The organism is Candidatus Methylolitoribacter marinus (genome assembly GCF_051853155.1).
Taxonomy (GTDB): Bacteria; Pseudomonadota; Gammaproteobacteria; order Burkholderiales; family Methylophilaceae; genus BACL14.
On the sequence record NZ_CP124221.1, the window covers coordinates 1,129,828 to 1,143,594 of the forward strand.

The 13,767-nt window shown below is 34.7% G+C and carries 17 protein-coding genes; all 17 read right to left on the reverse strand.

All coding sequences use genetic code 11. The annotated features are described in order from the left end of the window. The 17 genes from hisH to QFA95_RS06170 are packed head-to-tail and all read right to left on the reverse strand — an operon-like array spanning position 1 to position 13,744. Positions 1-615, reverse strand: coding sequence for an imidazole glycerol phosphate synthase subunit HisH (gene hisH, locus QFA95_RS06090; RefSeq protein WP_486462631.1), 615 nt, complete (start codon positions 613-615; stop codon positions 1-3). 8 nt (positions 616-623) lie between these two features. Next, positions 624-1,214 carry an imidazoleglycerol-phosphate dehydratase HisB gene (gene hisB / locus QFA95_RS06095; RefSeq protein ID WP_486462632.1) on the reverse strand — a complete coding sequence of 197 codons (591 nt, stop codon included), beginning with the start codon at positions 1,212-1,214 and terminating at the stop codon, positions 624-626. Between the two features lie 53 nt (positions 1,215-1,267). Then, positions 1,268-2,335 carry a histidinol-phosphate transaminase gene (gene hisC, locus QFA95_RS06100; protein ID WP_486462633.1) on the reverse strand — a complete coding sequence of 356 codons (1,068 nt, stop codon included), beginning with the start codon at positions 2,333-2,335 and terminating at the stop codon, positions 1,268-1,270. Beyond that, positions 2,328-3,632, reverse strand: coding sequence for a histidinol dehydrogenase (hisD, locus tag QFA95_RS06105; RefSeq protein WP_486462634.1), 1,305 nt, complete (start codon positions 3,630-3,632; stop codon positions 2,328-2,330). The genes hisC and hisD overlap by 8 nt, the downstream gene beginning before the upstream one ends. Beyond that, positions 3,629-4,264, reverse strand: a complete 636-nt coding sequence (gene hisG, locus QFA95_RS06110; RefSeq protein ID WP_486462635.1) for an ATP phosphoribosyltransferase — start codon at positions 4,262-4,264, stop codon at positions 3,629-3,631. The genes hisD and hisG overlap by 4 nt, the downstream gene beginning before the upstream one ends. Continuing rightward, entirely contained in the window at positions 4,265-5,533 is a 1,269-nt protein-coding gene (gene murA / locus QFA95_RS06115; protein ID WP_486462636.1) for a UDP-N-acetylglucosamine 1-carboxyvinyltransferase, read from the reverse strand. Further along, positions 5,526-5,837, reverse strand: a complete 312-nt coding sequence (grxD, locus tag QFA95_RS06120) for a Grx4 family monothiol glutaredoxin (protein WP_486462637.1) — start codon at positions 5,835-5,837, stop codon at positions 5,526-5,528. Before grxD ends, murA begins: the two co-directional genes overlap by 8 nt. Positions 5,838-5,841: 4 nt before the next feature. Beyond that, positions 5,842-6,087 carry a BolA family protein gene (locus tag QFA95_RS06125; RefSeq protein WP_486462638.1) on the reverse strand — a complete coding sequence of 82 codons (246 nt, stop codon included), beginning with the start codon at positions 6,085-6,087 and terminating at the stop codon, positions 5,842-5,844. A 2-nt stretch (positions 6,088-6,089) separates the two neighbouring features. Beyond that, positions 6,090-6,866: an ABC transporter permease gene (locus QFA95_RS06130; protein WP_486462639.1), complete on the reverse strand. Its 777-nt coding sequence runs from the start codon at positions 6,864-6,866 to the stop codon at positions 6,090-6,092. Then, the gene (locus QFA95_RS06135) at positions 6,863-7,771 is read right to left on the reverse strand and encodes an ABC transporter ATP-binding protein (protein WP_486462640.1); all 909 of its coding nucleotides are present in this window, start codon (positions 7,769-7,771) and stop codon (positions 6,863-6,865) included. Before QFA95_RS06135 ends, QFA95_RS06130 begins: the two co-directional genes overlap by 4 nt. A 14-nt stretch (positions 7,772-7,785) precedes the next feature. After that, on the reverse strand, positions 7,786-8,058 hold the full coding sequence (locus tag QFA95_RS06140; protein ID WP_486462641.1) for an STAS domain-containing protein: 273 nt from the start codon (positions 8,056-8,058) through the stop codon (positions 7,786-7,788). Then, the gene (locus QFA95_RS06145; protein WP_486462642.1) at positions 8,058-8,657 is read right to left on the reverse strand and encodes an MlaC/ttg2D family ABC transporter substrate-binding protein; all 600 of its coding nucleotides are present in this window, start codon (positions 8,655-8,657) and stop codon (positions 8,058-8,060) included. The genes QFA95_RS06140 and QFA95_RS06145 overlap by 1 nt, the downstream gene beginning before the upstream one ends. Beyond that, positions 8,658-9,122, reverse strand: a complete 465-nt coding sequence (gene mlaD, locus QFA95_RS06150; RefSeq protein ID WP_486462643.1) for an outer membrane lipid asymmetry maintenance protein MlaD — start codon at positions 9,120-9,122, stop codon at positions 8,658-8,660. 13 nt (positions 9,123-9,135) lie between these two features. Continuing rightward, a complete protein-coding gene (gene mlaE, locus QFA95_RS06155) occupies positions 9,136-9,915 on the reverse strand; it encodes a lipid asymmetry maintenance ABC transporter permease subunit MlaE (protein ID WP_486462644.1) in 780 nt (259 codons plus the stop codon). Next, a complete protein-coding gene (locus QFA95_RS06160) occupies positions 9,916-10,713 on the reverse strand; it encodes an ABC transporter ATP-binding protein (RefSeq protein ID WP_486462645.1) in 798 nt (265 codons plus the stop codon). Positions 10,714-10,757: 44 nt separating this feature from the next. Beyond that, a complete protein-coding gene (ccsB, locus tag QFA95_RS06165; RefSeq protein ID WP_486462646.1) occupies positions 10,758-11,852 on the reverse strand; it encodes a c-type cytochrome biogenesis protein CcsB in 1,095 nt (364 codons plus the stop codon). A 2-nt stretch (positions 11,853-11,854) separates the two neighbouring features. Then, positions 11,855-13,744: a cytochrome c biogenesis protein ResB gene (locus QFA95_RS06170; RefSeq protein WP_486462647.1), complete on the reverse strand. Its 1,890-nt coding sequence runs from the start codon at positions 13,742-13,744 to the stop codon at positions 11,855-11,857. Positions 13,745-13,767: the final 23 nt, after the last annotated feature.

Consider the following 13,767-nt stretch of genomic DNA (forward strand, 5'->3'; position numbering starts at 1 on the left):
TTAAACTTTCCATCTTGTAAAATTTTGTAATAATTGGAGGCCAGCCTGAGAGCTTTTTTCTGGATGAAATTGAACTGCAAAAATATTTTCTTTACTGACAGCGCAACAAAAAGGCTTCTCATAAACACATTCCCCGGCGACAAGGTCTCTGTTTTGTGGTTGAACATAATAGCTGTGTACAAAATAAAATCTTTCATTATTAGAAATGCCATTCCACATAAAATGATTTTTAGGGCGATGGACTTTATTCCAACCCATGTGAGGTACCTTGTTAAAATGATTTTTAGGTTTAAATTTTATGACCTTACCATCAATAATCTCTAAACCCTTAATATTCCCTTCCTCAGAGAAGTTATTCAACATTTGTAAACCGATGCATATTCCCAAAAATGGCTTATTCCTTGCTGCATCAATTACCGATTCAGTTAAATTTCTTTCAGATAGCTCCCTCAGACAATCAGGCATCGCTCCTTGTCCAGGAAATACTACTCTATCAGCTGCCTGTATTAAACTTGGATCAGAAGTGACTAAAATTCTTTGATTAGGTGATACTTTTTTAAATGCATTAAATACAGATCTTAAATTACCCATCCCATAATCAACAATTGCAATCATTGATTTTGCTATAAAGCCCCTTTAGTTGATGGTAGTTGGTCAGCCTGTTTTGGGTCAATGGTGAGAGCCATTCTTAGGGCTCGAGCAAATGCCTTAAAGATTGTCTCCACCTGATGATGAGCATTATCCCCTCTAAGGTTATCAATATGTAAGGTAATTAATGCGTGATTGACAAAACCCTGAAAGAATTCATAAATCAAGTCAACATCAAATTCCCCGATCAATGCTCTTTTGAAATTAGCATTTAATTCGATGCCTGGTCTGCCGGAGATATCCACCACAACTCTAGACAGTGCTTCATCCAATGGCGCGTAACAGTGGCCATATCGAGTAATACCTTTTTTATCACCAACTGCCTTGGCAAAAGCTTGCCCTAAAGTAATGCCAATATCTTCGACCGTATGGTGTGCATCAATATGTAAATCGCCCTTAGCCTGTACCTCAAGATCAATTAATCCATGACGCGCAATTTGATCAAGCATATGATCCAAAAAACCAATTCCTGATTCTAATTTTGAAATACCTGTGCCATCTAAATTCAAATTAATTTTGATTTGGGTTTCTTTGGTATTGCGTTCTACTGAAGAATTTCTACTCATAATGTCTCGTAATTATTTTTAAACAAATTTTAACTTATATTAAACAAATTATTTCAATGGTTTATTATTTTTTTTAGCTCATCAAGAAATAAATCCATTTGTTGATCAGTCCCTATTGTAATTCTTAAAAAATTTTTCAATTTTTCAGGTTGATGAAAATATCTTATCAAAACACCAACATCTCTTAATTGAGAGTAAATTATATTTGCAGATAATGGCGATGGGGGGTGAGTAAAAATAAAATTGCCACCAGATGGTAATACAACAAATTGAAGACTTTCTAAAGCTTTTGTAAAGCTATTTCTTGTATCAATAATTTTTTTACACGTCTCATTAAAGTAGCTATCTTCTTGAAAAGAGGTCACAGATGCTTTTTGGGCAATTCTATCTAGAGGGTAAGAATTAAAGCTATTTTTTATTCTTATCAATCCATCAATCAAACTGGCATCCCCAACCGCATAACCAACCCTTAGTCCTGCCAGAGATCTGGATTTTGACATCGATCTTGTGATCAATAAATTTTTATATTTTTTGACTAAATGTACAGAGGAGTCTGTTCCAAAATCAACATAGGCCTCATCCACAACAATGATGGATAATGGATTTTCTTGCACAAAACTTTCTATTTTTTTTCCGGAGATTGGAATACCTGTTGGCGCATTTGGATTAGGAAAAATGACTGCTGCATTTTTGTTGTGGTACAAAGATAAATCTATTTCAAAATCATCATTTAATGCAATTTGTTGATAACTAATATCAAATAACTTCGCGTAAACCGGATAAAAACTGTAAGTGATGTCAGGAAATAGCAAATTCTTTTTATTTTTGAAAAAACCATAAAAAATAAAAGCCAAAATCTCATCAGAACCATTGCCAACAAAAACATTAGATATATCGACATCATGGTACCTTGCAATTGTACTTCTTAAAATATTAGACTCTGGATCTGGGTATAGATTTATTCGGTCTGCTCCATGATTTTGGATCTCTTCGATAACTTTGGGTGATGGTGGGTAAGGATTTTCATTTGTATTTAATTTTAATCTTATCTCACCTTGAGGCTGTTCACCTGGGATATAGGGATCTAAATCTTTAACAAAATGGCTCCAAAATTTACTCATCAGATTTAACTCTATAATCAGCAGACCTAGCATGAGCGAATAATCCCTCACCCTCAGCCATTACTGATGCAATTTTTCCCAGAGTTGATGCTCCTCTGGATGATAGATTAATAATGCTTGATCTTTTTTGAAAGTCATATACGCCTAAAGGTGAAGAAAATCTTGCCGTTCTGGAAGTGGGTAATACATGATTCGGTCCAGCACAATAATCTCCAACAGATTCACAAGTATTAATTCCCATAAAAATAGCGCCTGCATGATTAATATTTGTTAGCAACAATTCAGGATCTTGCACAGATAATTCTAAATGTTCTGGTGAAATATAATTTGACACCTCGGCCGCTTCATCTAAATTATTAACCTCAATAAACAATCCTCTATTTTGAAGTGAAGTAGAGATAATCTCTTTTCTTGGCATTGTATCTATCAACTTATTAATACTAAACATGACTTTTTCAAAGACACTCGGATCGGATGATATGAGAATTGCTTGAGCTAACTCATCATGTTCAGCCTGAGAAAATAAGTCCATCGCTAACCAGTCTGGATTTGTCTTTCCATCAGTAATGACTAAAATTTCTGAGGGGCCAGCAATCATATCGATGCCTACTGTTCCAAAAACCACCCTCTTAGCCTCTGCAACATATGCATTCCCAGGGCCAACAATTTTATCAACCTGAGGAATTGTGTTGGTACCATAAGCCAGTGCGGCAATAGCTTGTGCACCGCCAATAGTAAATACCCTATCAACATTAGCCACGTAAGCTGCTGCTAAAACTAATGCATTTCTATCACCATTTGGTGTTGGTACAACCATGACAAGATTTTTTACACCTGCAACTTTTGCAGGGATTGCATTCATTAAAACTGAAGAAGGATATGATGCTTTACCACCAGGAACGTATAGTCCAACTGAATCCAGAGCTGTAATTTTCTGACCAAGAACGGTCCCATCTTCTTCTTGATAGCTCCATGAGTCTTGTACTTGTTTTTCGTGATAATTTTTAATTCTTTGTGCAGATTCATTAAGAGCATTTTGTGTTGAAATGTCTAATGAATCATAAGCTTCCTTAAGAATATTTCTTGGGAGTTCTAGATCGCTTGGATTCGTTAAATCCAACTTATCAAATTTTTGTGTAAATTCTAAAAGTGATTGATCACCATTAGTTTTTATAGCTTGAACGATATCTTTTACCGTTTGTTGTATTTGAGTGTTATCTTCTTCATCAAAAGATAATGCACTCTTTAAAGACTGATAAAAATCTTTATCGGATAGCTTTAAGGTTTTAATTTTCATTTGACGCTATTTTTAATTGCATTAATGATTGGTTGTATTTCATCAAATTTTAACTTTAATGATGCTTTGTTAACGATAAGCTGGGATGAAATATCAGAAATTTTTTCATAATCAACCAAATTGTTCGCTTTTAAGGTCTGTCCTGAACTCACCAAATCAACAATCAAATCACTCATTGAAACAAGAGGAGCTAATTCCATGGATCCGTAAAGCTTAATAACATCGATATGAATTCCTTTTTGAGCAAAAAATTCTTTAGTAATTTTTGTGTATTTGGTTGCCACCTTTAATCTTGATCTTTGCTGCATAGCTTTTTGATAGTCATAACTCTTTGGTCCGGCAACCATCATTTTGCATTTAGCAATTTTAAGATCACATATTTGATAAAGATTGGCAGAATCAAACTCATCCAAAACATCTTTTCCGGCAATGCCTATATCTGCTCCTCCACATTCCACATATGTTGGCACGTCTGACGCTCGAACAATTAATAATCTAATATTTTCATTATTTGTATTTAAGATTAATTTTCTGGATGTTTCAGGATTTTCTTTACACTCTATCCCAGCCCCTTGAAGTAAGGGAAGTGTCTCTTGAAATATTCTTCCTTTAGATAATGCAATTGTTAACATTTAATTCAATCTTTCAACTTTAGCGCCAAGCTTATTTAATTTTTCTTCAATTCTCTCATAACCTCGGTCCAAGTGGTAGATTCGCTCAATAATTGTCTCCCCTTTGGCGGCTAAACCAGCAATCACAAGTGAGGCTGAAGCTCTTAAGTCAGTCGCCATCACATTAGCTCCATCAATGGCTTGAACACCCTTCACAAAAGAAGTGTTTCCTTTAACATCAATATTAGCTCCCATTCTTGCCAATTCTTGGACATGCATAAATCGATTTTCAAATATCGTTTCAGTAATTTCTGATGGGCCATTCGCGAGAACATTAATTGCCATGAACTGAGCCTGCATGTCAGTTGGAAAAAGTGGATAAACCCCTGTTCTTATATTCACAGGAAGTATTGGCTGGTTTTCTTTTTTAATTGTGATCTCTGCCGATGCCTCAATTACATCAGCGCCCGTTTGCTTGATCTTTTCAATAATAGATTCCATTTTTCTGGGGTCAACATTTCTTAACTTAACCTCTCCGCCACTGACAACAGTTGCAGCCATATAAGTTCCCGCTTCAATTCGATCAAACATTACCTTATATCTTGTTCCACTCAATACATCAACACCCTCAATTTCAATGACATCACTTCCTAAGCCTTTAATTTTGGCGCCCATGCTGATTAAAAGATTACCCAAATCTTCTACTTCAGGCTCTCTCGCTGCATTCTCAATAAATGTTTTTCCATTAGCCAAAGATGCTGCCATCATGATATTTTCAGTGCCCGTTACACTCACTTGATCCATAAAAATTTTTGTACCTATAAGTTTTTTATTAGGTAAATGTTCTGTGCTGGCATCAATATATCCATTATGGATGGAAATTTTAGCCCCCATTTTCTCTAAGGCTTGAATATGCAAATCTACGGGACGAGCTCCAATTGAACAACCACCAGGCAAAGAGACATGGGCTCGCCCAAATCTTGACAACAAAGGGCCCAAAACCAGTATCGATGCTCTCATCGTTTTCACTAAATCATAAGGAGCTTCAGTTTTAGTAATATTGTTGGCTGTTAGCGATACATTTTCATCAGACCGCTGAACGCTGACTCCTAAGAAGTCTAACAATCTAATGGTTGTATCGATGTCCTTTAGTTTTGGGACATTTGAAATATGAAGCTGTTCGCAAGATAGAATGGAAGCAATTAAAATCGGTAAAGCGGCATTTTTAGCTCCAGATATTTCTACTTCGCCATAAAGAGGAAAACCTCCCGTTATTTTTAACTTATCCAACTTGTTCCAGTAACTGTTTTAACTCGCCTGATTCAAACATTTCTCTCATAATATCAGCGCCCCCTACAAACTCTCCATTTACATAGAGTTGAGGTATAGTTGGCCAATTAGAAAATACCTTTACACCCTCTCTTATTTCATTATCTTCTAAAACATTATTGGTCGTATACTCGACGCCCACATGATCAAGAATCTGACAAGCCATTCCTGAAAAACCACATTGAGGAAATTTTCGATCCCCTTTCATAAATAACATCACTTTATTTTCATCAATCATACTTTTTATTTTTTCTTGAGCGCTCATTTATTTATTCTCCTTTAATTTGATCCCATTCAGATAGATCGTACAGTTTTAGTGATAACGCATGTATCTTTTCGTTCATTAAATCTCCAAGAGATTTATATACCAACTGATGCCTTTGGACTCGATTTAAATTAAGAAACTCATTGCTAATTACAAGCGCCTCAAAATGTGCTCCATCATCGCCCATAACATTTATATGGTGACAATCAATGCCTTTTTCAATTACCTTTTTTATTTCATCTTTATGCATGATTATCCTCTTAATTTATATCCTGTTTTTAAAAGCCGAATTGATATGCTGGCAAGTATTATAAAAAAAGTTAGAACAATCGTCATGCTTATGTATGGTGAGATATCAGATTGCCCAAAAAATCCATAACGGAATCCATCAATCATATAGAAAAATGGATTAAATTTTGAAATGCTTTGCCATATTGGTGGCAAAGAATGGATCGAGTAAAAAACGCCCGATAAAAAAGATAATGGCATAATTACAAAATTTTGGAAGGCAGCCATTTGATCAAATCTGTCAGCCCAAATTCCAGCTAAAATACCAAAAGTACCAAGTAATGCTCCACCTAAAATTGAAAATGAAACAATGAACCATGGATGCATTAATGGTAAATCAATATAAATTATTGCTAGCAAATAAATGGCAAGGCCAACAAATAAACCTCTAACGATCGATGCAATCAAGAAGGCAACAAAAAATTGCATGTAAGTTAATGGGGTTAAAAGAATGAATACAATATTACCCATAACTTTGGACTGGACTAAGCTTGAAGAACTATTTGCAAATGCATTTTGCAATAATGACATCATTATTAATCCAGGAATCAAAAATGCACTGTATGGCACTCCTTCATAAACCTCTGTCCTGCTATCCAGGACATGAGAAAAAATAAGTAAATACAAGATTCCGGTAATGACTGGCGCTGCAACTGTTTGAAAGACAACCCTCCAAAATCTCAACAACTCTTTTTTCAAAAGAGTCCATGCGCCTTTTAATTGTATTTTCCAATGAATCATTTTTTTGTAATTTGTAAAAATACCTTTTCTAGATCAGGCTCAGTGGTTTGAATATCAAAAAAATTAATTTTATTTTTTTTTAATAACGTAATAATGCTATTTAATTCATCAATTTTTTCTAATGTAATTGTTAGCATTTCTTCCTCAATCAATACATCAAATCCATTCAATATTTTTAGTATTTTTTGTTTATCTTTTCTATCAATTTTAATATTTAAATTCTTAGACGAATTATTTCTAATTAACTTTTTTGTATTGTCCAACGCAACTAATTTGCCATAATTGACCATAGCTATTCGACCACATAAATTTTCTGCTTCTTCAAGATAATGAGTAGTCAAAACAATGGTGTGACCTTTCGAATTTAATTCTTTCATAAATGTCCAAAGTTTTTGTCTCAATTCAACATCCACACCAGCAGTAGGCTCGTCTAAAACAATAATTGGGGGTCGATGAGCTAAAGCTTGAGCTATCAAGGCTCTTCTTTTCATTCCTCCTGATAGCTTTCTCATATTTGTCGAAGCTTTCTCTTGAAGATCTAGTTTTTCTAAGATCTCATCAATCCAATCAAAATTTTCTTTACCTTTACCAAAATATCCAGCCTGAAATCTCAACATTTCACGTACATTGAAAAATGGATCAAATACTAATTCCTGAGGAACAACGCCTAGAGAATGCCTAGCTTCTTGATACTGCTTTTCTACATCAAAACCCATTGCCTTTATTGTCCCAGATGTCGGCTTAACAATCCCCGCCAACATATTAATCAGGGTTGATTTCCCTGCACCATTTGGACCAAGGAGACCAAAAAATTCGCCTTGTTCGATCGATAAATTAATCCCTTTGACGGCTTCAAAAGAACCATAGGTTTTTTTTATGTTTTTAAAAACAATTGCTTTTTTCATTTTTATTTTATGGGTTACTTAAGATAATTCTGGACCTCATACAATGAGGCAAGATTCAGTAAGTTTTTAGGTATGTTAATTAACGTAACAGATTGATTTGATAAATTAGCTTTTCTCTTTATCTCAAAAATAAAACTCAATAACGAGGTATCTATATTTTGTAATTTAGAAAAATTTAAAGTAATCGGCTGCTTAATTGCAATTTTATTTAATTGATTAATATGGTTAGGAATCTCTGCAAAAGTATAATCACCATTAAACATCCATGTATTTTGACTAATTTTCATCAGTCGCCTTTGTTGTTTTTTTCTGCTAGTTTTGAAATTAATGAATCTATTCCATTATTTTTTATTTCACTAGCAAATTGAGACCTGTAGTTAGTCACCAAACTCACCCCTTCAATCACAATGTCAAACACCTTCCATTGATCATCTTTTTTAGCCAAAGTGTAGTCGACAGAGATGGGTTGTGCTCCATCCTGAATAATCTGGGTTTTCACTGTTGCTTGTTTGTCGGTTGGTTCCATTCGCATTGGTTTAAAATCAATTTGTTGGTCTTTATATTTTCCCAAAGCAACCGCATAAGTTCTAAGTAACATGGTTTTAAATTCTGATTTAAATTGTTGCTGTTGATCCTCATTAATCTTTCTCCATGCTTTACCTAGGACAAGCATTGAAATACGATCTAAATCAAAATTCGGTAAAATTTTTTCTTCAGCCAATTGATAAATTTTTTCTTTATCTTGTTGTATTGAGTCATCTGACTTCAAAACGGTTAAAACATCATCAGCAGTTTTGTGAACTAACTCTAAAGGCCCATCAGCTGCCATTGTTGTAAATGAAATTAAGATAAAAAAACTTAAAATAAATGATTTAAATAACTTCATTTATTCTTCCTCCTTTGATGCTTGATTATAAAGAAACTGACTGATGAGCTTCTCCAGGACAACTGCATCTTGAGTTTGTATAATTTTGTCATTCGCTTCAAGATTTTCTGGATCACCTCCAGCTTCAAGACCTATATATTGCTCACCCAAAAGACCTGCTGTATAAATATTGGCAAAAGTATCTTTTGGAAAAACATACCTCTCATCAATACTCATCGTAACGATAGCCTCATAAATCTTTGTATCAAACACAATTGAATCAACACGACCCACTACTACACCAGCTGATTTTACAGGTGCTCGTGGTTTTAAGCCTCCTATGTTTTCAAAATTTGCAGTAACATAGTATGTGGTCTTTATATCATTAGATGTTAAGTTGCCAACCTTCATTGCAAGACCCATCAAAGCAATTAGCCCAAGTGCAACAAATATTCCGACCCATGCATCTAATTTAATTCTATCCATAAAATCTCCCAACCTATACCGTTAGCATAAATGAAGTTAACACAAAATCCAATCCAAGGACGGCTAATGACGATGTTACTACTGTTCTAGTTGTTGCACGACTAACCCCTTCAGCAGTGGGCGGTGCATCATAACCTTCAAAGAGAGCGATAATTGTACATGCGATTCCAAAAACCACACTCTTGATAAAACCATTCACAATATCGTAATTAAAATCAACGTTAGCTTGCATTTGTGACCAAAATGCTCCCTCATCCACACCAATCAACGGAACTGCAACAACATATCCACCTAAAACACCCACCATCGAAAAAATTGAAGCAAGGAGTGGCATGGTAATAATCCCTGCCCAGAAACGAGGTGCCACAATTCTAGCCACCGGACTAACGGCCATCATCTCCATTGCCGATAATTGTTCAGTCGCTTTCATTAATCCAATTTCTGCAGTAATCGCGGTTCCAGCCCGGCCAGCAAAAAGTAATGCTGTTACGACAGGTCCTAATTCTCTCACAAGTGCTAAAGCCACCAGAACTCCAATAGCTTCAGAAGATCCATATTTTTGTAATGTGTAATAGCCTTGTAGGCCTAATACCATGCCAACAAAAAATGCAGACACGACAATAATGACCAAGGATAAAACACCGGTGAAATAAATTTCTCTAATCGTGAGATTAAATCTTTTAAAACTGTCAGATGAATAACTGATTATGCTGAAAAATAATCTAGTTGCTGTGCCCAAGCGTGTTATTTTTGATCGAATTGCAGCCCCAGTTTTTTCAAAAAAATTTAACATCTATAACCTCAGATCCCTTAAATAATCATTAGCTTGATAATGAAATGGAACAGGGCCGTCTTTTTGCGAATGAACAAATTGCCTCACAAAAGGAAGTTGAGATTTTTTAAGATCACTTGGCGACCCTTCAGCGGCAACAATTCCATCAGCAATAAAATAAATATAGTCCGCAAATGCAAATGTTTCGGTGACATCATGAGTTACAATAATTGATGTTGCTCCAAGAGCATCGTTGAGCGTTCTAATTAAATCACATATGACGCCCATTGATATTGGATCAAGTCCTGCAAAGGGTTCGTCATACATAATGATATCTGGATCTAATGCGATAGCTCTTGCAAGAGCAACTCTTCTTGCCATACCTCCAGATAATTCAGTTGGCATTAGTTGATTTGCTCCGCGAAGACCAACCGCATTCAGTTTCATGAGGACTAGATCTTTAATAATTTCTTCACTTAAGTTTGTGTGCTCTCTAATCGGAAACGCCACATTTTCAAAGACACTTAAGTCACTAAAGAGGGCTCCATGCTGGAACAACATTCCCATTTTTCGTCTCAGTTCATAAATGCCTTTTCGACCTTGTTCATGCACTATTTGTCCGTCTACTTCAACATGTCCTGAAGTTGGTTTGATTTGACCACCAATTAACCTTAGTATTGTAGTTTTACCACAGCCACTGCCCCCCATAATGGCAACAACTTTGCCACGATGGAAATTCATATTAATTTTTTTGTGGATTTGTCTTTCGGCATAGCCGAAAGCGAGATCTTTAATTGAGACTATTAAATCTTTTTGCATAGTCTAAATATTTTACATTATTTTAAAGTTGAAAACTTATATGCTTAAAGCTCTCCATAAGAATGTAATCCTGATAGAAATAGATTGACACCAATGAAAGCAAAGGTAGTTATGAGCAATCCAATCACAGACCACCAAGCTAATATATCTCCTCGTAAACCCTTAACCAATCTTAAGTGAAGCCATGCAGCGTAGTTAAGCCAAACAATGAGTGCCCAGGTTTCTTTTGGATCCCAAGACCAATAACCGCCCCATGCTTCTGCCGCCCAGATGGCTCCTAAAATAGTTGCAATCGTAAAAAAGATAAACCCAATGGCGATCGATTTGTACATTAAATCTTCCATTACGTATTCACTTGGTAAAATATTTTTTATCAAAGATTGATTTCTTAATAAATAGGCTACCGCGATCATTGCGGATATTGAAAAAGCTCCATAACCAATAAAGTTTGTTGGGACATGAATTTTCATCCAATAAGATTGCAGTGCAGGAACAAGAGGCTGAATCGCATCTGCATTTTTCGCAAAGGTATACCACAGAATAAAGGCAACAGCTGCATTAATAATGATCAAGACAAAGCTACCTAACTTTTTAGTTTGCGACTTTTGCTCATAGTAGAGATACATTGCCCCTGTGATTAAGCAGAATAAAACAAAAACCTCGTACAAATTACTAATTGGAATATGACCCACATCGGGACTAATAAGGTATGACTCATACCATCTTACCATCAGCCCAGTAAAACCTACTGTCAGCGCTATCCATGAAAAATTTGACCCTAAGTTCGCACTAAATTGATCCGATTTAATTGATGAATATAAATAGGATGCCAGACTCAAAGGGAAAAAAAATGTCATCCACATGATCAGGGATTGACTTGACAAGAAATATCTCAAGAAAAAATTTGTCTCCTGCGTTTGAAGATCATTTTGAAAGATCATTACAGCAACAATAGTTAAAAAGAAAATCGCTAAAAATAATTTCCTAAAAGAACTCCAAAAATAACCAAGCCATATAAAAACTGGGACTGAAAAAACAAGAATTGCTATTTCGTATGCATCCATAAATTCCCTGAAATTGATAAAACTATATATTCCTGAAAATAAAATAGATAAAATAAATAATACATTTAGAATCATTTCTATTCCTTAGCCTTAAATTTTTCTGTCAAATTTTTACAATAATTATCGAAGTCAATGTGTTCGCGATTTGATGCCATCGCCACAGCATATTTCCTTGGTGATTTTCGAATTAACCATAATCGGACTTCTTGGACATAAATCATACAAAAAATTCCAATCACTAGAAATAAAGATCCAATATACACCCATATTTTCCCTGGATCTTTGGTTAATTGCATTCCACTGGCATAGATTTTTTCATATTCGTTCAAAATGAGAAATGGGCTGTCGCCATAAAAAAAACTGTCACTATATGCATTTAAAGCATCTTGGAAAAAATCATTTTCTACTGTGTTATTGATTATTAATTGCTGATTCATCGACTCTGCAAGAAAGTAAATGATCTTAATATAAGAATCTGCAACGGACTCTTGATTCTCCAGCGCAACTGTATCTTCAATCATTCTGGCAAGGCCAGAATAACCACTCTTCAAATAAACATTAAATATATCTTGAGTATTTTTTTTAAAATTCTCTCTTGCCTCAACACTATTGAGAGAACTTGCTTGGTCAGCAAGTATGTTTATATTTTTAAGCAATAATTCTTCTGATCGAATATTTTTTAAAAACGTTTGATAGCCTTGGAGCGAAAGATCGCTATCTGCTGGGATGCGTAAAAACTTGAGCTCACTTTGTAGATCTTCTCGCACCCCGCTCATAAAAAAGAATTTTTCGTTTTCGGGAATCGGATTTTGATATGTTTGATACTCCACCGCTTGCCCAGAAGCGTTTCTAAATTTATACACCACGCTCGGACCTATATTTTGTGTTTTTAATTTACCGTCTTTCTCAATCTGAAAGATATTAAATTCTCTAAAATCATCAAACTCAAAAACATAATCTTGCTGATCAGTATTAAATGAATTTTGCTTATACACTTCAGAGGATAAGTTTATGGGTTGGTAACGATTAAATAAGTCCATTAGCGTTAAATCTAGTCTGGAACCACCATCTTGAAAGTCAGATTGATAAATCGTTATGCCGTCCATAGTAAATGGCTTATTAACAGAAATTGTTTCTGTAAACTCTTGTCCATCTTTACGAATTTTAATATCACTCAAAAAAGCTTTTGGTTGACCAGTGGAGTAGTGCTCAATGTGAAACTTATCTAATTTAACTTCAAATGGAAGATGTTGAACAAGATAACCATCTTTTATTCTCAACAGAGCCTTGTTATTTTTTTCCTGTTCATTCAATAAAAGCGTTGCTCTGTATGAAAAATTATTGATATCTAGCTGACTCTCGTCCGGCACTTCACTAAATTTAAGATTTCTTGATTCAATTTTTTTAAATCCAAAAGATTCCTGAAGCTTGAAGTATAGATTTCCATCCAAAATACCGCCAATGCTTATCACAATGATGGCTAGATGAGTAAATATGTATCCAAGTTTTTGTAGGTCACCTTTTTTTGCTACAAGAATATCCTTATCCTTACTAGCCTTAATACGAAAACCTGCTTTGTTTAATATCTCTGTCAAAGTATTTAAAGACTTATCTGAAGAAAATTCATAATAATTTTTAAATTTTTTAAAAGAACTATGACTTAAGCTGCCTTGAAATCGACGAATATCTTTAATTATTTTTGGGGAGTTTCTCGACACACACAATGAAGTTGATACGACTAAAAATAATAAAATTATTAGGAACCAAAAGGCCTGGTAAATATTGTATACATCAAAAACTTCAAAGATTGGAAACCAAAATTGTCCAAATTGAACGAGATAATTATTGTAAGGCTCACTTTGTTTAACAACCGTACCAATAATTGATGCAATTGCTACAACACTCAGCATAGTGATAGCAAAGCGCATCGTGCTCAAAAGATGTATGAATGATCTTGTTTTAGCCACTAAAAATTTAAATAAGAATGATT